This is a genomic window from Streptomyces sp. bgisy159, from assembly GCF_057707805.1.
Window position 1 is genome coordinate 63357 of the sequence record NZ_JBYIQX010000016.1, and the last position, 20479, is coordinate 83835.

The 20479-nt window shown below is 72.9% G+C and carries 18 protein-coding genes and 1 riboswitch; of the genes, 12 read left to right on the plus strand and 6 right to left on the minus strand.

Features of this window, described 5'->3' with window-relative positions; all coding sequences use genetic code 11:
• The first annotated feature begins 54 nt into the window (after positions 1 to 54).
• Positions 55 to 516 carry an acyl-CoA thioesterase gene (locus AC3ET3_RS17830; protein ID WP_435612455.1) on the plus strand — a complete coding sequence of 154 codons (462 nt, stop codon included), beginning with the start codon at positions 55 to 57 and terminating at the stop codon, positions 514 to 516.
• Here AC3ET3_RS17830 and AC3ET3_RS17835 read toward each other — a convergent pair.
• Complete coding sequence (locus AC3ET3_RS17835) at positions 476 to 1687, minus strand: MFS transporter (RefSeq protein WP_435612456.1); 1212 nt, start codon at positions 1685 to 1687, stop codon at positions 476 to 478. The two genes, AC3ET3_RS17830 and AC3ET3_RS17835, sit on opposite strands and share 41 nt — an antisense overlap.
• Before the next feature lie 280 nt (positions 1688 to 1967).
• Between AC3ET3_RS17835 and AC3ET3_RS17840 the strand changes: the two genes are divergently transcribed.
• The gene (locus AC3ET3_RS17840; RefSeq protein ID WP_435612457.1) at positions 1968 to 3434 is read left to right on the plus strand and encodes an ROK family transcriptional regulator; all 1467 of its coding nucleotides are present in this window, start codon (positions 1968 to 1970) and stop codon (positions 3432 to 3434) included.
• Positions 3435 to 3638: 204 nt separating this feature from the next.
• Here AC3ET3_RS17840 and AC3ET3_RS17845 read toward each other — a convergent pair whose 3' ends face one another.
• The 3 genes from AC3ET3_RS17845 to AC3ET3_RS17855 all read right to left on the minus strand — a co-directional run bounded on the left by AC3ET3_RS17845 (position 3639) and on the right by AC3ET3_RS17855 (position 7835).
• The gene (locus AC3ET3_RS17845) at positions 3639 to 4382 is read right to left on the minus strand and encodes an SDR family oxidoreductase (protein WP_432157173.1); all 744 of its coding nucleotides are present in this window, start codon (positions 4380 to 4382) and stop codon (positions 3639 to 3641) included.
• Between the two features lie 111 nt (positions 4383 to 4493).
• On the minus strand, positions 4494 to 5381 hold the full coding sequence (locus tag AC3ET3_RS17850; RefSeq protein ID WP_432137557.1) for an RNA polymerase sigma-70 factor: 888 nt from the start codon (positions 5379 to 5381) through the stop codon (positions 4494 to 4496).
• Between the two features lie 75 nt (positions 5382 to 5456).
• Entirely contained in the window at positions 5457 to 7835 is a 2379-nt protein-coding gene (locus tag AC3ET3_RS17855; RefSeq protein WP_435612458.1) for a chitinase C-terminal domain-containing protein, read from the minus strand.
• Positions 7836 to 8010: 175 nt separating this feature from the next.
• Positions 8011 to 8141, plus strand: a riboswitch (FMN riboswitch).
• Between the two features lie 146 nt (positions 8142 to 8287).
• On the opposite strand from AC3ET3_RS17855, the gene AC3ET3_RS17860 reads away from it, so the two are divergent.
• The 9 genes from AC3ET3_RS17860 (at position 8288) to AC3ET3_RS17900 (ending at position 15644) form a co-directional block, all read left to right on the plus strand.
• Positions 8288 to 8893, plus strand: coding sequence for a riboflavin synthase (locus AC3ET3_RS17860; RefSeq protein ID WP_432157170.1), 606 nt, complete (start codon positions 8288 to 8290; stop codon positions 8891 to 8893).
• Positions 8890 to 9531 carry a nicotinamide mononucleotide transporter family protein gene (locus AC3ET3_RS17865; RefSeq protein WP_432137560.1) on the plus strand — a complete coding sequence of 214 codons (642 nt, stop codon included), beginning with the start codon at positions 8890 to 8892 and terminating at the stop codon, positions 9529 to 9531. The genes AC3ET3_RS17860 and AC3ET3_RS17865 overlap by 4 nt, the downstream gene beginning before the upstream one ends.
• Entirely contained in the window at positions 9528 to 10841 is a 1314-nt protein-coding gene (locus AC3ET3_RS17870) for a bifunctional 3,4-dihydroxy-2-butanone-4-phosphate synthase/GTP cyclohydrolase II (RefSeq protein ID WP_432137561.1), read from the plus strand. The genes AC3ET3_RS17865 and AC3ET3_RS17870 overlap by 4 nt, the downstream gene beginning before the upstream one ends.
• 40 nt (positions 10842 to 10881) lie before the next feature.
• On the plus strand, positions 10882 to 11367 hold the full coding sequence (gene ribH / locus AC3ET3_RS17875) for a 6,7-dimethyl-8-ribityllumazine synthase (RefSeq protein ID WP_432137562.1): 486 nt from the start codon (positions 10882 to 10884) through the stop codon (positions 11365 to 11367).
• 34 nt (positions 11368 to 11401) lie between these two features.
• Positions 11402 to 11674: a phosphoribosyl-ATP diphosphatase gene (locus AC3ET3_RS17880; protein ID WP_406205959.1), complete on the plus strand. Its 273-nt coding sequence runs from the start codon at positions 11402 to 11404 to the stop codon at positions 11672 to 11674.
• A 45-nt stretch (positions 11675 to 11719) separates the two neighbouring features.
• Positions 11720 to 12568, plus strand: coding sequence for an ATP phosphoribosyltransferase (gene hisG, locus AC3ET3_RS17885; protein WP_432137563.1), 849 nt, complete (start codon positions 11720 to 11722; stop codon positions 12566 to 12568).
• Positions 12569 to 12583: 15 nt separating this feature from the next.
• Entirely contained in the window at positions 12584 to 13039 is a 456-nt protein-coding gene (locus tag AC3ET3_RS17890) for a PH domain-containing protein (RefSeq protein ID WP_432137564.1), read from the plus strand.
• 200 nt (positions 13040 to 13239) lie between these two features.
• On the plus strand, positions 13240 to 14565 hold the full coding sequence (locus tag AC3ET3_RS17895) for a hemolysin family protein (protein WP_432137565.1): 1326 nt from the start codon (positions 13240 to 13242) through the stop codon (positions 14563 to 14565).
• Positions 14562 to 15644, plus strand: coding sequence for a hemolysin family protein (locus AC3ET3_RS17900; RefSeq protein WP_432137566.1), 1083 nt, complete (start codon positions 14562 to 14564; stop codon positions 15642 to 15644). Before AC3ET3_RS17895 ends, AC3ET3_RS17900 begins: the two co-directional genes overlap by 4 nt.
• A 54-nt stretch (positions 15645 to 15698) precedes the next feature.
• Here AC3ET3_RS17900 and AC3ET3_RS17905 read toward each other — a convergent pair whose 3' ends face one another.
• Positions 15699 to 17567, minus strand: coding sequence for an AAA family ATPase (locus tag AC3ET3_RS17905; RefSeq protein WP_432137567.1), 1869 nt, complete (start codon positions 17565 to 17567; stop codon positions 15699 to 15701).
• A gap of 386 nt (positions 17568 to 17953) precedes the next feature.
• Positions 17954 to 18574 carry a uridine kinase family protein gene (locus tag AC3ET3_RS17910; protein ID WP_435612472.1) on the minus strand — a complete coding sequence of 207 codons (621 nt, stop codon included), beginning with the start codon at positions 18572 to 18574 and terminating at the stop codon, positions 17954 to 17956.
• Between the two features lie 377 nt (positions 18575 to 18951).
• Here AC3ET3_RS17910 and AC3ET3_RS17915 point away from each other — a divergent pair, with 377 nt between their 5' ends.
• Positions 18952 to 20400 carry a C39 family peptidase gene (locus AC3ET3_RS17915; protein ID WP_435612459.1) on the plus strand — a complete coding sequence of 483 codons (1449 nt, stop codon included), beginning with the start codon at positions 18952 to 18954 and terminating at the stop codon, positions 20398 to 20400.
• The last annotated feature ends 79 nt before the right edge of the window (positions 20401 to 20479 follow it).

The following is a 20479-nucleotide window of genomic DNA, read 5'->3' on the forward strand; positions in this document are numbered from 1 at the left end:
TGAGCATCCGCTTAGGATGGCGGTACGTGTCCCATGCACCCAGGAGTCCCCACCGTGACCGCCGAAGCCCCGATCGCCCCCGCCCCCCTGTCGTACGGCCGGCTGATCCCCGTCACCGTCCACTTCGACGACCTGGACGCGCTCGGTCTGCTGCACAACGCCCGCTACCCGCTGCTCGTGGAGCGGGCCTGGACCGAGCTGTGGCAGGAGCACGGCGTCCGCTTCGACGGGGACTGGGTGGCGGCCGGCGACGCCTGCAACGCGGTCAAGGAACTCCGCGTCACCTACGAGGTCCCCGTGACCAGCCCCGGCACCTACGCCGTCCACCTCTGGCTGGAGCGCCTGGGCACGACGGGGCTGACCTACGGCTTCCGGCTCTGCTCGGCGGACGGTCTCACCACATACGCGCGCGGCACCCGGGTGCTGGTCCGGCTGGACCCGGCCACCCTGCGCCCCGCGCCCTGGAGCGACACCTTCAGGGCTGCCGGTCGGGCACTGCTGCGGCCGGCGGACTGATCTTCGCGCCGGTGCCGCGGTCGGCGCGCAGCACACCCGCGAACACCACCAGCCCGCACGCCAGCACCGTCACCACGCCGAACGACACCATCAGGCTGGTCGCCTGCGCCACACCGCCGATCAGACTCGGCGCGATCAGCCCCGAGGTGTACGTGATCGTCGCGACGCCCGCGATGGCCTGGCTCGGGTTGGGGCCGCTGTGCCCGGCCGCGGCGAAGCACAGCGGGACCACGACGGCGATGCCGAGCCCCATCAGGGCGAAGCCGGCCATCGCCGGTGCCGGGTGACCGCCGGCGACGATCAGCACTCCGCCGAGCACGGCCAGCACCCCGCCGGCGCGGACCGTGCGCACCGGACCGAACCGGTTCACCAGCGCGTCGCCGGCGATCCGTGCCACCGCCATGGTGAGCATGAACCCGGTGGTGCAGGCGGCGGCCAGGCCGGCCGAGGTGCCGAGCTCGTCCTCCAGGTAGACGGCGGACCAGTCCAGGCTGGCGCCCTCCGCGAACACCGCGCAGAAGCCCACCGCGCCGATCAGCAGCGCCGAGCGGGGCGGCAGGGCGAACCGTGGCGGCGGCTCCTCGTCCTCGGTGGGCCGCAGGTCCAGCGCCCAGCGGCAGGCCAGCAGGCCCAGCAGGGTGAGCACGGCCGCCGCCAGCACGTGGTGCAGGCGGGCGTCCGAGCCGAGGTGCGCGGCCAGGGTGCCGCCCGCCGAGCCGAGCAGCGCGCCCGCGCTCCACATGCCGTGCAGACCCGACATGATCGACCGGTCGAGCCGGTGCTCGACCTCGACGCCGAGCGCGTTCATGGCGACGTCGGCCATGCCGGCCGTGGCGCCGTAGGTGAACATGGCCAGGCAGAGCGTCACCAGGTTCGGCGCCAGGGCCGGCAGTACCAGCGACAGCGTCCACAGCGCCAGCAGCCCGCGCAGTGCGGGCCGGCTGCCGAAGCGGTGGGTGATCCGGCCGGCCAGCGGCATCGCGCAGGACGCGCCGAACGCGGTGAAGGCCAGCGCGAAGCCCAACTGGCCCGCGCTCACCCCGGCGTGGTCCTGGATCCACGGCACGCGGGTGGCGAACGAGCCCGTGACCGCTCCGTGCACGGCGAACACGGCCGCCACGGCGTACCGGGCGCGCACGACGTCGCGCTGTTCGTCAGCCATCTCCGTCATTCTCCGGCCCCTCCCTGGTCCGCGTCGCGGTCCGTGCCGTGGTCCGGGTCCGTCTTCGGGCCGACGGACTCGGGTGTCGACGTCGTCTTACGCCGTCGACGTGTCGTGGGTGTCGTGTTGTCGCGCGGTGACGTGCGTGCGACGAGGTGTTGCGGTGTCGTCCGGTGCCCTGTCGTGGGTTCCGTGGTGCCGCCGTAAACTATCAGGGACCTTGCCTGATAGATAGACGGTGAAGTGGCCACCGGGTCGCACGCCCCGCCGATCTGGGAGGATGCGCGGCATGTCCGCACCGAAGCCAGCGTCCCCGAGCACCGCCCGGGCCATGAACGACCGGCTCGCCCTGCGGCTGCTGCAGCAGGAGGGCCCCCTGACGGCCGCGCAGCTCAAGCGGCTCACCGGGCTGTCCCGGCCGACGGTCGCCGACCTCGTCGAGCGCCTCACCGCCGCCGGGCTCGTCGGGGTCGTCGGCGAGGCGGGCGAGCAGCGGCGCGGACCCAACGCCAAGCTCTACGGCATCGCCGCCGACCGCGCGCGTCTGGCGGCGCTGGACGTGCGCACGGAGGGGGTGTCCGTGCTGGTGTCCGACCTGGTGGGGCGGGTGCTGGCGGAGGCGTCCCGGCCCATCGGCGGGCACCTCGGCACCGGGCCCGCCGTGGAACAGGCGGTGACGCTCGTCGAGCGCGCGGCGGAGGAGGCCGGTGTGGTGGCGGGGGAGCCGGGGGTGCCGGGGACGCTGCACACGGTCGGCATCGGGGCGCCCGGCCTGATCGACCCCGCGACCGGCGAACTCCGCGACTCCACCGGCCTGCCGGAGTGGCACCGCCGCCTCGTGGCGGCACTTCAGGGGCGGTTCTCCGACGCCCGGGTGACGGTCGAGAACGAGACCAACCTCGCCGCCGTCGCCGAACAGCGCGAGGGTGCGGCCACCGACCGCGACACCTTCGTCCTCCTCTGGCTCGGTCACGGCACCGGCGCGGCCGTGGTCCTCGACGGCGCCCTGCGGCGCGGCGCCTCCGGCGGCACCGGCGAGATCGGCTTCCTGCCGGTCCCGGGCACGCGCGGACTGCCCTCGGCCAAGGACTGCGACGGCGGCTTCCACTCGTTGGCCGGGTCGGCGGCGGTCGTCGCTCTGGCACGGGAGCACGGCGTCGCGGCACCGCCCGGGGACGACGCTCCTGCCGCGGCGGCCGCGGTGCGATCGGCGACCGAGGCGTTGCGCGTACAGGGCCCCGACGATGCCCGGCCGGGCGGCCCGGCGGGCCACTCCGTGAGCGGCGCGGGGGCGGGCGAGCCGGGCCGCGGTGACCTGACCGACGCCGGCGGTTCGATCGGAGGCGGTGGAGTGAGGGGCGCAGACGGTACGGCGGACACCGAGGGTTCGATCGGAGGCGGCGCGTGGACCGGGGCCCGTGACGGGGCGGGCCCGGGGGAGGAGGTCGGTCCGCCTGGCGGGCCCGCACGCGAGGCGGCCGCCCGCTTCCTGGACGTCCTCGCCGACCGGATCGTCCTCGGCGTCGCCTCCGTCGTCGCCGTCCTGGACCCAGGGTGTGTGGTGCTCGGCGGAGAGGTCGGCCAGGCGGGCGGTGCCGAGCTGGCCGACCGGGTGGGGGAGCGGCTGCGCCGGATGGCGCCTCTGGCGACCGAGGTCCGCCACAGCACTCTGGGCGGCCCGGCCGTTCTGCGCGGGGCCCTGCTCACCGCGCGGGAGTCCGCCCAGGACCACCTTGTCGCTCCCCACGAGCACTGACCGCGCCCGGGCGTCCGGGCAGCCGCGCACTCGGCGCCCCCGGAACGGCCCCGCGCCGCCGACCGGCGGGGCGGGCGCGGGCACGGCTCCGCGTCCGGGCGCGCCCCGGCCGTCGGACCCGGCGGCGACGCCGGCTGGGCCGCGCACGCCCACCCCGGACGCGTCGTCACGACGGCCCCGACCCGCACGACCTGCCCGACGCGGCTACCCCCGCCCCTCGGCGTGCGCCAGGTACTCCTCGAACGTGCCCTTGCCCACCGCGTGCGGCGTCAGGTGCCCGCCCGCGCGGAACGCCCGGTAGGTCGCGCCCCACAGGGGAATCCGGACGACGCGGCGGCGCTTGCCGGTGGCGCGCAGGTAGGAGCGGGCCAGGGAGTCGAGGGTGCGGACCTCGGGGCCGCCCATCTCGGGCACCCGGCCGGCGGGCGCGCCGACGGCGAGTTCCGCGAGTCGGTCGGCGACCTCCGCGACCTCGATCGGCTGGTCCGGCACCCCCTTGGGCAGCGGCAGCACCGGCAGCCTGGCCAGCGTCCGGAACAGCGTGACCGGCAGATCGTGGAACTGCGTCGTGCGCAGGATCGTCCAGCCGAGCCCGGACTCCTCGACCAGCCGCTCCACGGCCAGCTTGGTGCGGTAGTAGCCGAACGGCACCCGGTCGACCCCCACGATCGAGATGTACACCAGATGCCCCACCCCGGCCCGCCGCGCCGCCGCGATCAGATGGGCGGCGGCCTGCTCGTCACCGCCGCGCGGGGTGGACGCGCAGTGCACGACGGCGTCCACGCCCGCCACGGCGTCGTCGAGCGCGGTGCCGCCCTCGCGCAGGTCGACGGCGTACGGCCGACTGTGCCGGCTGAGCACCCGTACCTCGTGCCCGTCCGCGCGCAGCCGCTCGGCGACGAGCCGGCCGAGTGTTCCGGTACCGCCGGTCACCAGGATCGTGGTCATGGCGTTCAGCCCCTTCGGGTGGTGCGTGCTGCCGGACGTCCCGGACGGGCGTCCCTCACCTGCTGGGACCGGACAGCCCGCCGGAATGTGACACTCCGGCCCGCCGCCCGCTCAGGGCCTCCCGAGCTGCCGGCCCACGAACCCCAGCTTGTCCGGGTTGACCACGGCCCGCAGCCCGACGATCGTCTCGTCCCGGTAGACGAACGTGACCGCCCCCCAGAGCTCCTCCCCGTTCCAGGCGAGGACGGCCGGCGCCCCGTTGACCTCGGCGACGGTGAGGACGTAGCCGGCCGCGAACCGTTCGAAGACGCCGGTCGTGAAGCGCACCACCTTCTCCCGGCCCTCGATCGGCCGCAGCGCCGCCTTGACCTTGCCGCCGCCGTCGCTCCACCAGGTCACGTCACCGGCGAGCAGCTTCTCCAGGCCGGCCAGGTCGCCCTCCCGGGCCGCCGTCAGGAAACTCTCCACCAGCTCCGCCTGCCGGTCCGGGGCCGGCGTGAAGCGCGTCTCGGGAGCCGCCACCCGCTGCGTCGCCCGCCGGTACAGCTGGCGGCAGTTGGCCTCGCTCAGGTCGAGCAGCCCGGCGATCTCCCGGTGCCCGTACCCGAACGCCTCCCGCAGCACGTACACCGCGCGCTCCACCGGCGTGAGCCGCTCCAGCAGCACCAGTACCGCCAGGGACACGGCGTCGCGCTGTTCGGCCGACTCCAGCGGGCCGAGGGCACCGTCGGCGGTGGCCACGGGCTCCGGCAGCCACGGCCCGACATACGCCTCGCGCCGTGCCCGCGCCGAGGTGAGGCGGTTGAGGCAGAGGTTGGTGACGACCTTCGCCAGCCAGGCGCCCAACTGCTCGATGCCGTCGCGGTCGGCCCCGTGGAACCGGAGCCAGGCGTCCTGCACGGTGTCCTCCGCCTCCTCAGCGGAGCCCAGCATGCGGTAGGCGAGTGCGAACAGCCGGGAGCGTTGGGCCTGGAACTCGTCGGCGAGGCCTGTTGTCATGCACTCAGCCTGCCAGAACGTGAGGGCCCGGCGGCGGGCAAGGGCCGTCGTCACCGCCGCCGGGCCCGGTCCGTGTCAGCAGGACCCGAGGTCCTGCCACACCCCCCACTCGCCCGTGGTGCCGGGCTCCTCGCCCTTCGTCCACCACTTGGCCTTCCACGAGTGCCCGTTGTGGGACACCACATTCCCGCCGGTGTAGGCGGTGACGGCGTCCCAAGCGGGGTTCGCGCAGGTGCCGGTGGATCCCGAGGGGGAGGGCGAGGGGCTCGGGGACGGGCCGGTGGATCCCGAGGGGGTCGGGCTGGGGCTCGGGCCGCCACCCGTGCCCGGCTCCACCACGGTCGTCCCGCGCGCCAGGTCACCGGCGAGGGCGTACGTCCTCCCGCCGAACGTCACCGTCCAGTTGGACGGCGTCGACACCGGCAGGTAGTACACGAAGTCCAGCTCCACCGACGCGCCCGGCGCCAGCGTCTGCCACGCGGGCAGCTTCAGGGAGACGCGGTGGTAGTCGCCCTTCAGGCCGCCCACGTTGCTGCCGGTGTGGTCGCTGCGGAGCACCGAAGTGCCCCACCCCGACTGGTCCTTGGCGTTGCCGGGCGCCGAGGTGGCGTAGTCGAACCGGAACTCCGTGCCGCCCGGCAGGGTCACCGACGTGTTGTTGGTGATCCTCAGCTTCGGGCTGATCGGGTAGTTGGAGTCGCCGAGCGGGAACTGCCCGAAGTCCACGCCGATGTCCAGCGCCTCGGCGGGCAGGTCGATCGTGGACCGCTTCGCGCCGTACGGGGAGGCCAATCTGAACTTCTCGTACATGGCCGTCGTCAGCGTCGACCCCTGCTCGTACTGGCCCTTGGCCGCGTTCCAGGCGTAGTCGCCGGCCAGCTCCCAGACCATCGTGCCGCCGATGCCGCGGTCGACGACGTAGTCCGCCTTGGCGTTCACCGACTGCTCGTCCTCGGTGGACAGGAACACCCTCTTCTCGGCGTTCCACAGCCAGGGCGCGACCAGGGCGGCGTCGTACTTGCGGGTGTAGGTGCCGGTCAGTTCGGTGCCGGCGGGGAAGCCGTAGCGCGTGATGTAGTCGCCGACGATGCCCTTCTCCAGGTTCTTGGCGTGCCACATCGGGTTGGAACCGGCCGGCGACTCCTTGCCGTCGGTGTCCAGGTCGTGCCAGAGGTTGTCGATGCCGACCGCGCCGTCCCCGCACTTGGTCAGTCCGGAGCCGGCCGGGCAGATGGTCGTGGCGGCCTTGCCCCACAGACCGTCCGTGCCGCCCGTGACGTTCTTGAACCCCCGGGTGTAGTAGGGGAGCCCGATGTTGATCCGTCCGGCCGGCATGGAGCCGCGGAAGTAGTGGTAGGCCCAGTCGGTGTTGAGATAGCCGATCCCGCCGTACTGGGAGGTGGAGTAGACGCCGGCCGCGGCGAGTTCGGCGTCCTTGCCGTCGTCGAAGAGCGACGCGTTCGGCCCCACGTACTCGTTCCAGGCGCCGTGCAGGTCGTACGACATGATGTTGACGTAGTCCAGGTACTTCTGGACCTGGAAGGTCTCCATGCCGCGCAGCAGATAGCCCGACGAGGGCGCCGCGACCGTGAGCAGGTAGTGCCTGCCGTCCGCCGCTCCCGCCCGGTCCAGCTCCTCGCGCAGCGTCTTCATCAGGGCGGCGTAGCCCTTGACCAGACCGGCCCGCCGGGCGTTGGACAGCGACCAGTCGAGCGGGTTGCCCGCGTCCTTCATGGTCGTCGGGTACTCGTAGTCGATGTCGACGCCGTTGAAACCGTACGTGCGGACGAAGTCGACCGCGGATGCCGCGAACGTGTCGATGGCGGCCTGGTTGACCGAGCCGTCCGCGTTGGTGGCCGTCGAGTAGAAGCCGCCCGAGTTCACCCGCGTGCCGTCGTCGTCGAAGTAGCCGCCGGTCTCGGCCCAGCCGCCGACCGAGATGAGCGTCTTGACGTCGGGGTGCTGCTTCTTGAACTTGTTGAGCAGGTTGAAGTGGCCCTGGTAGGGGAGTTGCGGGTCCATCTCGGCGCCCGCCACGCCGGGCCAGGTCATGCCGGTCGCCGCGTTGGCAGGGCCGTCGGTGCCGACGGAGATCTTGTGGGCGCCGTCGACGTGCGCGAAGGCGTAGTTGATGTGGGTGACCTTGTCCCACGGGATGTCCGAGGCCAGGTAGGCGGGCTTGCCGTCCTTGCCGGTGCGCCAGCCGGTGAAGTAGCCGATGACCCGGCGCTGGTGGTCGGCGCCCATCTTCTCCCGGCCGGCCGAGTCGTAGACGGAGCAGTAGGGGACGTCCACCCCGGGCGTGGTGTACAGCCCGTCGGGGCGGCAGGACGACTGGTCGGCGGCCTGGGACACGGTCGCCGGAAGGCCGGCCAGCAGCAGTCCGGCGACTGCGGCGGCACCGGCGAGCAGGGTGGGTCTGGTGCGATGGCGGTGCGGTGTGGGGGACAGCAAAGTCGGTTCCTCTCCACGGAAGTTGGGCAGACCCTAGAGAGGACTAGACCAATGCGTCAATAGGTATGGACCAATCGCGGGAGGGGGGTTCGGTGACGGATTCCTGTGAGCCACTCCACATGGTTCACCCGCATGGACGCATGGCGGTCGTGGCACACTGGCCCTGTACAAGAAGCAGCGCACTCCGGGGTCGGTGAAAGTCCGAACCGGCGGTTACAGTCCGCGACCCGGTCACGTCCAGTGACCGGTTGACCAGGTGAAATTCCTGGACCGACGGTTAAAGTCCGGATGGGAGGCAGTGCGCGGCGGGCGGGCATGCGTGCGCGCCGCCGAACAGGTACTCGTCCGCGGACGAGTCTGTCCGGCGTCGCCCCCGGTGTCGTCGCCCGTACTTTCTGTCGTCATCGACAGCCCCGGAGTCCGTGCCCGAACGAGGCAGGAGGACCCGGGAAGTGTTCACCGGAATCGTCGAAGAGCTGGGCGAGGTCACCGCCGTCGAGAACCTCGGCGACGCCTCCCGTTTCCGGCTGCGCGGCCCCGTCGTCACCGAGGGCGCGAAGCACGGCGACTCCATCGCCGTGAACGGTGTCTGTCTCACGGTCGTCGAACACGAGGGCGACGAGTTCACCGCCGACGTCATGGCGGAGACCCTGAAGCGCTCCAGCCTCGGCGCGCTCACCGTCGGCTCCCGCGTCAACCTGGAACGCCCCACCGCCGTCGGCGCCCGCCTCGGCGGCCACATCGTGCAGGGCCACGTCGACGGCACCGGTCAGGTGCTGGCCCGCACCCCCTCCGAGCACTGGGAGATCGTGAAGATCTCCCTCCCCGCCGACCTCGCCCGCTACGTCGTCGAAAAGGGCTCCATCACCGTCGACGGCATCAGCCTCACCGTCGTCGAGGCCGGCACCGACCACTTCACGGTCAGCCTCATCCCCACCACCCTCGCCCTGACCACGCTCGGCCGCAAGCAGCCCGGCGACCCGGTCAACCTGGAAGTGGACATCGTCGCCAAGTACGTCGAGCGGCTGCTCACCACCGGCCCGGGGGCCGGGAAGTGAACTCCCTCAACTCCGAGGCCTTCGTCCTGTTCGGCAAGGGCATCCTCTGGACCGACATGATCGGCAACCTGTTCGGCCTGGCCGCCCTGGCCCTCGGCTGGCGGCGCTCCGTGTGGAGCTGGCCGGTGCAGTTCTGGTCCGGCCTCATCCTCTTCTCCGCCTTCTACGGGCATCTCGCGGGCAGCGCGGGCAAGCAGGCCGTCGTGGCGGTCGTCGCCGTCTACGGCTGGTGGCAGTGGAACCGGAACAAGGGCCAGGCCGACGACGGCCACATCGCCCCCCGCTTCGCCACCTGGCCCGAGCGCGCCGCCATGCTCACCGCGGCCGCCGCCGGCACCGTCGCCGTCGCCCTCCTCTTCAAGGCCCACCCGTCCCTGTCCTGGGACCCCTGGCCCGACGCCTACATCTTCGTCGGCACCGTCGTCGCCATGTACGCCCAGGCGCGCGGCATGGTCGAGTTCTGGTTCGCCTGGCTCCTGGTCGACCTGGTCGGCGTCCCCCTGAACTTCGCCAACGGCTACGCCTTCTCCGGCTTCGTCTACGTCATCTACGGCGCGCTCGTCCTGTGGGGCATGCGCGACTGGTGGCTGCGCTCCCGCAGGAGCCCGCGGCCCGCTCTGGAAGGAGCCCCCGCATGACCACGGCATCCGTTCTCTACGACACCGACGGCTTCGAGGACCTCAGCCTCGACCCCGTGGAACAGGCCATCGCCGACATCGCGGCCGGCCGCCCCATCGTCGTCGTCGACGACGAGGACCGAGAGAACGAGGGCGACCTCGTCGTCGCGGCGGAGAAGGTCACACCCGAGATCGTCGCCTTCATGATGAGCGAGTGCCGGGGACTGATCTGCGCCCCCATGGAGGGCGAGGAACTCGACCGGCTCCAGCTGCCGCAGATGGTCACGGACAACACCGAGTCCATGAAGACCGCGTTCACCGTCTCCGTCGACGCCGGCGCCGCCCACGGCGTGACCACCGGCATCTCCGCCGCCGACCGCGCCACCACCCTCCGGCTGCTGGCGAGCGGCACCGCCGAGCCCGCCGACCTGGTGCGGCCCGGCCACATCTTCCCGCTGCGCGCCCGCTCCGGCGGCGTCCTGGTCCGCGACGGCCACACCGAGGCCGCCGTCGACCTCGCCCGCCTCGCGGGCCTGCGGCCGGCCGGCGCCATCGTCGAGATCGCCGGCGAGGACGGCCGGATGCTCCGGCTGCCCGAGCTGATCCCGTTCGCCCGCAAGCACGGGCTGACGATCATCTCCATCGAGGACCTGATCGCCTACCGGCGCAGCGCCGAGCCCACCGTCCGGCGCGAGGCCGAGGTCCACCTGCCCACCGCCCACGGCGCCTTCACCGCGTACGGCTACCGCTCCACCGTCGACGGCGTCGAACACGTCGCGCTGGTCCACGGCGACCTCACCGACGGCCAGGACGTCCTGGTCCGCCTGCACTCCGAGTGCCTCACCGGCGACGTCTTCCACTCCCTGCGCTGCGACTGCGGCCCCCAGCTCGACGCGTCCCTGCAGCGCATCCAGGCCGAGGGCCGCGGCGTCGTCGTCTACCTGCGCGGACACGAGGGGCGCGGCATCGGCCTGCTGTCCAAGCTGCGCGCGTACGAGCTGCAGGAGCGCGGTCGCGACACCCTCGACGCCAACCTGGAGCTCGGCCTGCCCGCCGACGCCCGCGACTACGGAGCCGGCGCCCAGATCCTCGCCGACCTCGGCGTGCGCGGTGTACGGCTGATGACCAACAACCCCGACAAGTCCGACGCCCTCGTGCGGCACGGGATCAGGGTCCTGGCCCGCGAGCCCATGCCCGTCCGGGCCGACGAGCACAACATCCGCTACCTGCGCACCAAGCGGGACCGGATGGGACACGACCTGCCCTGGCTGGACCCGGCCCCCGCCGCGCCCCCCGCGGCCCCGTCCGCGTCCACCTGCGGCAACCAGTAACACGGCACAGCACAGCAGAGCACAGCACCGAAGGAGACACGTGAGCGGCAAGGGCGCACCGGAACTGTCCGTACGCAATGTGGGTGACCTGCGGGTCGCCGTCATCGCGGCGCAGTGGCACGAAAAGGTGATGGACGGTCTGGTCGACGGCGCCCTGCGCGCCCTGCACGAGCTGGGGATCGACGAGCCGACGCTGCTCCGCGTCCCCGGCAGCTGGGAACTGCCGGTGGTGGCCAAGGTGCTGGCCGGGCGGGGCTACGACGCGATCGTCGCGCTCGGCGTCGTCATCCGCGGCGGCACCCCGCACTTCGACTACGTGTGCCAGGGCGTCACCCAGGGCCTCACCCAGGTCTCCGTCGACACCGGCGTCCCCGTCGGCTTCGGCCTGCTCACCTGTGACAACGAGGAACAGGCGCTGGACCGGGCCGGGCTGCCGGGCTCGAACGAGGACAAGGGCCACGAGGCGGTGACGGCGGCGGTGGCCACCGCGGCCACCCTGCGTTCAGTATCCGAACCCTGGCGCTGACGAAGCCCGGGTGTGGCATAGGCTGAGCGTCACCATGTCCAATAAGACGTTCGAGGAGCTCTTCACCGAGCTCCAGCACAAGGCCACCCACGGCGACCCCGCCACCTCCCGCACCGCCGAACTGGTCGGCAAGGGCGTCCACGCCATCGGCAAGAAGGTCGTCGAGGAGGCCGCCGAGGTCTGGATGGCCGCCGAGTACGAGGGCAAGGAAGCGGCCGCCGAGGAGATCTCGCAGCTGCTGTACCACGTCCAGGTGATGATGGTCGCCCGCGGCATCTCCCTCGACGACGTCTACGCCCACCTGTAAGCCGCACCCGTTCCCCTCCCGAACCGAGCGAAGGAAGCCGACCTCATGCTGCGCATCGCCGTCCCCAACAAGGGTTCCCTGTCCGGCCCTGCGGCGGAGATGCTGCATGAGGCCGGCTACCAGCAGCGCCGCGAGTCCAAGGAGCTGCGGATCGTCGACCCGGAGAACGAGGTCGAGTTCTTCTACCTCCGGCCCCGCGACATCGCGATCTACGTCTCCTCCGGCCGCCTCGACATCGGCATCACCGGCCGCGACCTGCTGGTCGACTCCGGCGCCAACGCCGAGGAGATCCTCCCGCTCGGCTTCGCCCGCTCCACCTTCCGCTTCGCCGGCAAGCCGGGCACCGCGACCGGCATCACGGACCTCGCCGGCCGGACGGTCGCCACCTCCTACGAGGGCATCGTCGCCAAGCACCTCGCCGACCAGGGCGTGGACGCCTCCGTCGTCCACCTCGACGGAGCGGTGGAGACCGCCATCGAGCTGGGTGTCGCCGAGGTCATCGCGGACGTCGTCGAGACCGGCACCAGCCTGCGCAACGCCGGCCTTGAGGTGTTCGGCGAGCCGATCATGAGGTCCGAGGCCATCGTGGTCCGCCGCACCGGGGCGGACGCCGAGGAGCCCAAGGTGCAGCAGTTCCTGCGCCGCCTCCAGGGCGTCCTGGTGGCCCGCACCTACGTGATGATGGACTACGACTGCCGGGTCGAGCAGCTGGAGAAGGCCGTCGCGCTCACCCCCGGCCTGGAGTCCCCGACCGTCTCCCCGCTGCACAACGAGGGCTGGGTCGCCGTGCGTGCCATGGTCCCCGCCAAGGAGGCGCAGCGGATCATGGACGACCTGTACGCCATCGGCGCGCGGGCCATCCTGACCACGGCCATCCACGCCTGCCGCCTCTGAGGAACCCCCGCAGCGATGTCCGAGCTTCCCGCCCTGCCCGTCACCTTCCGGCCCGGCCGCACCCGCGCCGTCCTGCTCACCGCCGGTGCCGCGATCTTCGCCGTCATCACGGCGATCGCTCTTCTGCTGGAGCAGCTCGGCCCGGGGGAGCGGCTGAGCTTCATCCTCACCGGAGCACTGATCTTCGGCGTGCTGGCCCTGCTCGCCCGCGTCAAGGTCGTCGCCGACGACACCGGCGTCACCGTGGTGAACATCGCCGGCCGGCGGCGCCTGCACTGGGCCGAGATCCTCCGGGTCAACCTGCGCCCCGGCGACCCCTGGGTCTTCCTCGACCTCAGCGACGGCACCAGCCTGCCCGCGCTCGGCATCCAGCCGGGCATCGCCAGGGCCAGGGCGATCGAGGACGCGCGCACCCTGCGCGCCCTCGCCGAGGCCCACGCCATCGGGGACCCCGAGAAGGATCAGGGCTGACTCCGGGGCGTCCACCCTGCCGCAACGGGCCCTGTCTTGATTAATCTGTTGGCGGAGGCGACGACGTCGCCTCCGCCCCTGAGGTGCCGTCCGGCCCTCAGAGGCTTCCTGCTACCCGAGGAGTGACTCCCTCCAGCGATGGACGGATCGTCCTGTAGTACCTGCGCCGCCCCCTCCCGAGATACCGAGGCGGCGGCATCATGAGCGTCCCCCTGCTGCTGCTCGCGGCCGCGTTCCTGCTCATCCTCGCCAACGGCTTCTTCGTCGCCGCCGAGTTCGGCCTGATCACGGTGGAGCGTCCGGAGGCCGAGAAGGCCGCCGCCGACGGCGACCGGCGCGCCCGCACGGTCGTGCAGTCCCTGAAGGAACTCTCCTTCCAGCTCTCCGGCACCCAGCTCGGCATCACCATCACCTCCCTCGTCGTCGGCATGCTCGCCGAGCCGGCGCTCGCGGACCTGCTGGGAGGCCCGTTCCGCGCGATCGGCGTGCCCGAGGGAGCCGTCTCCGGGGTCGCCGTCGTGATCGGCATGCTGCTGGCCTCCGCCGTCCAGATGGTGGTCGGCGAACTCGTGCCGAAGAACTGGGCGGTCTCCCGCCCCCTGCAGGTCGCCCGCTTCGTGGCGGGCCCCCAGCACGTCTTCTCCCGCTTGTTCCGCCCGGTGATCGCCACGCTGAACGCCGTCGCCAACCGCCTCGTCCGGGCGCTCGGCGTGGAGCCCACCGAGGAGCTGGCCTCCGCCCGCACCCCCGGCGAGCTGGTCTCCCTGGCCCGGCACTCCGCCCAGGCGGGCGCACTGGAACAGGACACGGCCGACCTGTTCGTGCGCACCCTGTCCCTGGCCGAGCTGACCGCCCAGCACGTGATGACCCCGCGGGTGAAGGTCAGCGCCCTGCAGTCGTCGGCGACCGCCGAGGACGTGGTCAACCTGACCCGCGCCACCGGTCTGTCCCGCTTCCCCGTCTACCGGGAGAAGATCGACGAGATCGCCGGCATGGTCCACCTCAAGGACGCCCTCGCCGTGCCCGTCCACGACCGGCTGCGCACCCCCGTCGGCCGGATCGCCCGCCCGGCCCTGCTCGTCCCCGAGACGCTGCCGGTCCAGCCCCTGCTGGCCCGGCTGCGCAGCGAGCAGCCCATCGCCGTCGTCGTCGACGAGTACGGCGGCACGGCCGGTGTCGTCACCCTGGAGGACATCGTCGAGGAGATCGTCGGCGAGGTCCGTGACGAGCACGACGGCCTGGACACCCCCGAGCTCGCCCCCGCCCCGCCGGAGGACGGCAGGCCTGCCTGGGACGTCGACGGCAGCTGCCGCGTCGACATCCTGCTCCGCATAGGACTCCAGGTCCCGGAGGGGCCGTACGAGACGGTGGCCGGCCTCGTCGCCGACCTGCTCGGCCGGATCCCGGCCGTCGGCGACCGCGTGGAACTGCCCGGCTGGCGGCTCTCCGTGCGCCGGGTCGGCCACTACCGGGCCGAACGGGTCCGGCTGGTGCGCACCGGCGCCGTCGTGGAGGTCGCCCGATGAGCGTCCTGCAACTGCTCTTCGCCGCGCTCCTGGTCCTCGCCAACGGGTTCTTCGTCGGAGCCGAGTTCGCGCTCGTCTCCGTGCGCCGCAGCCAGATCGAACCGCTCGGCACCGCCCGCGCCCGCCAGGTGCTGTACGGCCTGGAGCGGCTGCCGCAGATGATGGCCGCCGCCCAGTTCGGCATCACCGTCTGCTCGCTGACCCTGGGCGCGGTCGCCGAGCCGACCGTCGCGCACCTGCTGGAGCCGGTCTTCGAGTGGATCCACCTGCCGCACGGCATGATCCACCCCCTGGGCTATGTCGTCGCGCTCGCCGCGGTGGTCTTCTTCCACCTGGTCATCGGCGAGATGGTCCCGAAGAACCTGGCCATGGCCGCCCCGGAGAAGGCCGCGCTGTGGCTCAGCCCCGGTCTCGTCTGGTTCGCCCGTCTGTGCCGGCCGATCACCGTCGCCCTCGGCGCCTGCGCCCAGGGCATCCTGCGGCTGTTCCGCGTCGAGCCCAAGGACGAGGTCGAGGCGGTCGTCACCAGCGAGCAGCTCAACCGGCTGCTGGAGGACTCCGGCGAGGCAGGCCTCCTCGGCCCCGAGGAACGGGAGCGGCTGGAGGACGCGCTGGAACTCGGCTCGCGCCCGGTCACCGACGTGCTCCTGGGACGCGAGGCCCTGATCACGGTGAGTCCGTCGGTCACCCCGGGCGAGATCGTCGCCCTGACCGCCCGCACCGGGTACTCCCGCTTCCCGGTCGCCGCCGGGAACGGCGCCTTCATGGGCTACCTGCACGTGAAGGACGTACTCGACCTGGAGGACTCCGAGCGGGCCGTGCCGCAGCACGTGTGGCGCCCGATGACGACCCTCCGCTCCGAGCTGCCGCTGGACGACGCGCTCACGGTGATGCGCCGGGCCGCCACCCACCTGGCGCAGGTCGCCGACGCGAGCGGCAAGGTGCTCGGACTGGTCGCGCTGGAGGACGTGTTGGAACTGCTGGTGGGTGAGGTCCGCGACCCCGCCCACCGGGAGTTCCCGCAGGTGCGGCTGACGGAACCGAGGGCGAGCGGGGAGCCGGAGGAGGCGATGGCCTAGCGGCGGCCGCGGGGGCGGGACACGGTGTCACCGCCGCCCCGCCCGCGGGGTCCCTCACGCCGCTGGGGGACCCTGCGGCGACCGGCCGCTCAGCACCTCCCCGTACGCCTGCATCAGGTCCGGCAGCCGGAGCGTCGCCAGGTCCTCCCGGGACAGGGTCCCGGCATACGTCGACAGGCGCAGGTCCCGGTACGCACAGCTCTTCTCGTACAGGGTCCGCAGGAACCGCCCGTTGCCCAGTTCGTCGATCCACCCCTGGTCGACGACGTGCCCCGCGATCGACCGCAGTTCGTCCAGTGCCTCCTCGTCCCACGCGTCCCCGTTCTCCGCGGCGAGCACCTTGCCGATCTCGGTCAGTTCGAGCGGCCGGTAGGAGGGGAAGTCGACGCGGGTGGTGAAGCGGGAGGAGAGCCCGGGGTTCGTGGTGAGCAGCCGGTCCATGCCCTCCGGGTATCCGGCGAGGATCACCACCAGGTGGTCGCGGTTGTCCTCGGCCCGCTTCAGCAGCACCTGCAGCGCCTCGTCGCCGTACGCGTCGCCCTTGCCGTAGCCGGAGTTCGACAGGGAGTACGCCTCGTCGACGAAGAGGACCCCGCCGAGCGCGGAGTCGATCAGCTCGTTGGCCTTCACGGCCGTCTGCCCGAGGTACTCGCCGACCAGGTCGGCCCGCTGCGCCTCCACGAGGTGGTCGCCGCCGAGCAGCCCGAGCGCGTAGAAGACCCGGCCGAGGATGCGGGCCACGGTGGTCTTGCCGGTGCCGGACGGGCCGGAGAAGACGAAGTGCCGTTTGGGCGGCTGCACCGGCAGTCCCTGCCCGGCCCGCAGGCGCGCCATGTTCAGCTGTGCCGACAGTGCCTTGACCTGCCGTTTCACCGGCTCCAGCCCCACCATGCGCTCCAGTTCGGCGAGCGCCTCCTCCAATAAGCCGGGGTCGGTCGGCCCGGCGGGCAGTGACGGCGAGGCGACCGGGGTCTTGTGGCGCGCCGCCGGATCCGTGACCGCCGGCAGCGGCCCCCCGGCCGACGGTTCGGCGGGGTCGCCCAGCCTGAGATCACGGCCCTCGGTGCCGAACAGCGGGTCGAGGGTGTCGGGCCCGTCCACGTTGTCCTGTCCCAGGCCGGTGAGGGTGATCGCCGCGAGGTCGGCGGGGTCGTCGTACCCGTCGCCCTCGGCGATGGCCGCGAGCCGGGCCGAGGTGTCCATGAAGGCCGGGTCGACGCGGTGCACCGCCCGGTACAGCGGCAGCGCCGCGGCGGACCGGCCGGTGCCCTCGTGGGCCCGGGCCAGCCAGTAGCGCAGCTCCTTGCGCTGCGGCTGCTCGCTGCGGCAGCGCATCAGGGCGGTCGACAGCAGCGGTTCGGCCTGCCCGTACATCTCCAGCCGGACCCGGGCCATGCCCCCGAACAGCCCCGCCTCGATCCCCAGCAGCGGGTCGTCGAGCAACGGGTCGGTGTGCCGGACCAGTTGCTCCCAGTCCTTGACCAGATAGGCCCGGCAGGCGTGCAGGAAGCGGACCTGGTGGTCGGAGTCGACCGGGGGCAGCCCGGCGAGCGCACGGTCCAACTCCGGGACGTGGCGCCCGTCGAGCCAGTGGGAGGCGTGCGCGAGCAGCAGATCGCGCGGGCTCTCCAGCACCGGCTGCACCCACCAGCCCAGCCAGTACCAGGAGTTGAGGGTGCGGCGGTGCCGGGCGCGCTGCTCGCCGAAGCGTTCGCGATGGCGGAACATCCGGAGCAGGGCGGTGGTGGTGTCCACGCGCAGCGCATGCAGTCCCAGCCAGCCGTCGGCCATCCCCGGATCGATCCGCACCGCGGCGCGGAACTCCTCCTCGGCCTGCGGATAGGCGCCCATGGTGTAGGCGTCCACGCCTCGCAGCCAGGCGAGGTCGGCCGGGGCCTCGGGGCCCCGCGTGCCGAAGTCCATCACGTCCCCCACAAACCGTGCCGCGGACCGGAGTTGCGACGGGCGTGAAGCAGCCGTCCCTAGGTCGCACCGAGGGCATCGTACCCGCGGGGGTGTCGCCCGCCGAAGGGTGCCGCACGGCACGTTCGACGAGGTGGGAGCAGAGGGGGGCGCAACCGGCGGTGGTGACCCTGGGTGACGGGATCACGCCGTCGCGCGTCCGTCTCCCGGCCCGAGGGACGCCGCGCGGGCAGAACGAAGCCCCCGGTCACGGGGGAACAACCGGGGGCTTCGCGTAGGGGGGCGGCTTCCCTCGCCGCACATTGAGAACGTAAGTCCTGCCCGGGCCACGGGTCAAGCGAAGGCGAGGCACCGGGGAAACTTCTTCCGCAGGGGTCTTCACAAGTTCACCACATCGCGGGTGGCCCATCACCCTGCGTGACATCTTCCCCCTGTGTGCCCGCCGCGCTGGGTCCCGGCAGCATCACATAACCCCGCCTCAACTGCCGTACCAGCAAGTCGGCATGGGGTCGCGAGGGGTCAGCGGCGAAGTGCCGGCGCTCCGCCTCGACCCACCCGTCCCAGAACTCCCGCTGCTCCTCCCCGTCCCGGGCGCGGCCCCTGGCCCACGACTCCTCGGCCGACAGCTCCATCCACAGCAGGCACGCCAGCCCCGGACGCAGCTCCCGGCGGCCGGCGCCGACGCCCTCCACCAGGACCACGGGGGCCGGAGGCAGCGACCGGGCCGGCCCGAAGCGGCGCGCCGGCCAGTCGTACGGCGTGTACCGCGCCGTCTCGCCGCGGCGCAGCGGCTCGATCACCTGTGCCCGCAGCCGCTCGGTCCACGCGAAGAGTTCGGTGTGGCTGGCGATGTCGTCGAGATGCAGGACAGGTGCCCCGCCCAGCGCCTCCGCGAGCAGCGCGGCGAACGTGGACTTCCCCGACCCGGCGTGCCCGTCGACCCCGACGAGACGGACCGGCCCGCACGACGGGGGGAGACGGCGGAGCCGGGCGGCGAGCTGGTCGATGGCGGGGTCCTGGGGGGAGGGGGACGAGGGGGAGTAGGCCAGTCTAGTGGGGGCCGGACAGCGGAGGGGGCGGTGGCTCGACGCCCTCGGGGTTCCGGCCGGGTGGTGCCGCTCGGGGCGGTAGCGGCACGGGGTTCCGGCAGAGGGTGCCGCTCGGGGCGGCGGCACGGGGAGCCGAGCCGGGTGGTGCCGCGGCGCGGGCGGCGGCGCCGGGAGCCGAGCCGGGTGGCGGGTGGGGGTGGCGCCCGCGGTGGGTCGGCCATGCGTGTGGTGCGGGGCGCGGTGTGCTGGTGGCGGGGGACCCGCGCGGTCATAGTGGGCGCGAGCCGTGCACCGCCGGCCCCCGTTCCGGACGACACCCTGGGAGTCACCCGCCCATGAGCGAAGCCGAACAGCCTCAGCCGTCCCGACGCCGTCTCCTGGCCGTCGCCGTGGCCGCGGCGGCGGGCGGTGCCGCCGCCGTCCCGGCCACGGCGGCGGCCGCCGGCCGGTCCGGTCCGGACTCGGGGACGAGCGCCACGGCCGGCGACGGGGCCGATCCGGACCTCTGGACGGGCGCCGCGGACGGCGGGCGCCTCGGCGCGGCCCGGACCCGGCCCGTCGACCACCGTTCGTGGACGACGTACCCGGAGTGGTGCGGCGGCACCGCGCGCGGGACCCGGGCCGTCGCCGGCAGCCGCCCGGGCCTGGTCGTCGACGTGCCCCGCGGCACCACCGACTACCGCGACCCGCACACCGGCACCACCGCGGCCTGGGAGTACGCGACCTGGACCGCGCCGGCGCATCGGCTCACCGTGCCCGCCACGGAGATCATCGCCTCCTGGAACGCGCACACCCCGGCCGGCACCTGGCTCCAGGTCGAGTTGAAGGGGACGTACTCCGACGACCGGGACACCCCGTGGTACGTGATGGGCCGCTGGGCGTCCGGCGACCGGGACATCCGGCGGACCTCCGTCGCCGGACAGAGCGACGGCCGCAGCACCGTCTGGACGGACACCCTGTCCCTCGACGACGCCACGGCGGGCCTCCGGCTGGTGGCGTACCGGCTGCGGCTGACCCTGTACCGCCGCCCCGGCACCCGGCTCACCCCCACCGTCCGGCGGCTGGGCGCGATGGGCTCCGACATCCCCGACCGTTTCACCGTCCCCGCCACCCGTCCCGGCCGGGTGGGGCGGGAGCTGAAGGTGCCGCGCTACTCGCAGGAGATCCACAAGGGCCAGTACCCGGAGTACGACGGCGGCGGAGAGGCGTGGTGCAGCCCGACCTCCTCGCAGATGGTGATCGAGTACTGGGGCGGCCGGCTCACCGCGGAGCAACTCGCCTGGGTGGACACCGACTACGCGGACCCGCAGGTGTGCCATGCCGCGCGGCACACCTACGACCACCGGTACGGCGGCTGCGGCAACTGGCCGTTCAACGCGGCGTACGCGGCCACCTTCGACGGCCTGCAGGGCGTGGTCACCCGGCTCACCTCACTCACCGACCTGGAGACGCTGATCGCGGCGGGGATCCCGGTCATCACCTCCCAGTCCTTCCTGAAGGGGGAGCTGACCGGTGCGGGGTACGGCACCGCCGGGCACCTGATGACGGTGGTCGGCTTCACCGGCGACGGCGACGTGGTCGTCAACGACCCGGCCGCGCCCCGCGACGCGGCGGTGCGCCGGGTCTACCGGCGGCGGGAGTTCGAGAACGTCTGGCTGCGCACCAAGCGGTACGCCGCCGGCGGCAAGGTCGCCTCCGGCACGGGCGGTGTCTGCTACCTGTACTTCCCGGCGCACCCGGCCGCGGAGCAGCGCACGGCCTTGGCCGCGGTGGGTGTGCGCTGACCCGGCCCCCGTGGGCGACGTCTCCACCCCGACGGGGACTGATGTGATCATCTGACGAGTCATGTGACAGATGTGACAT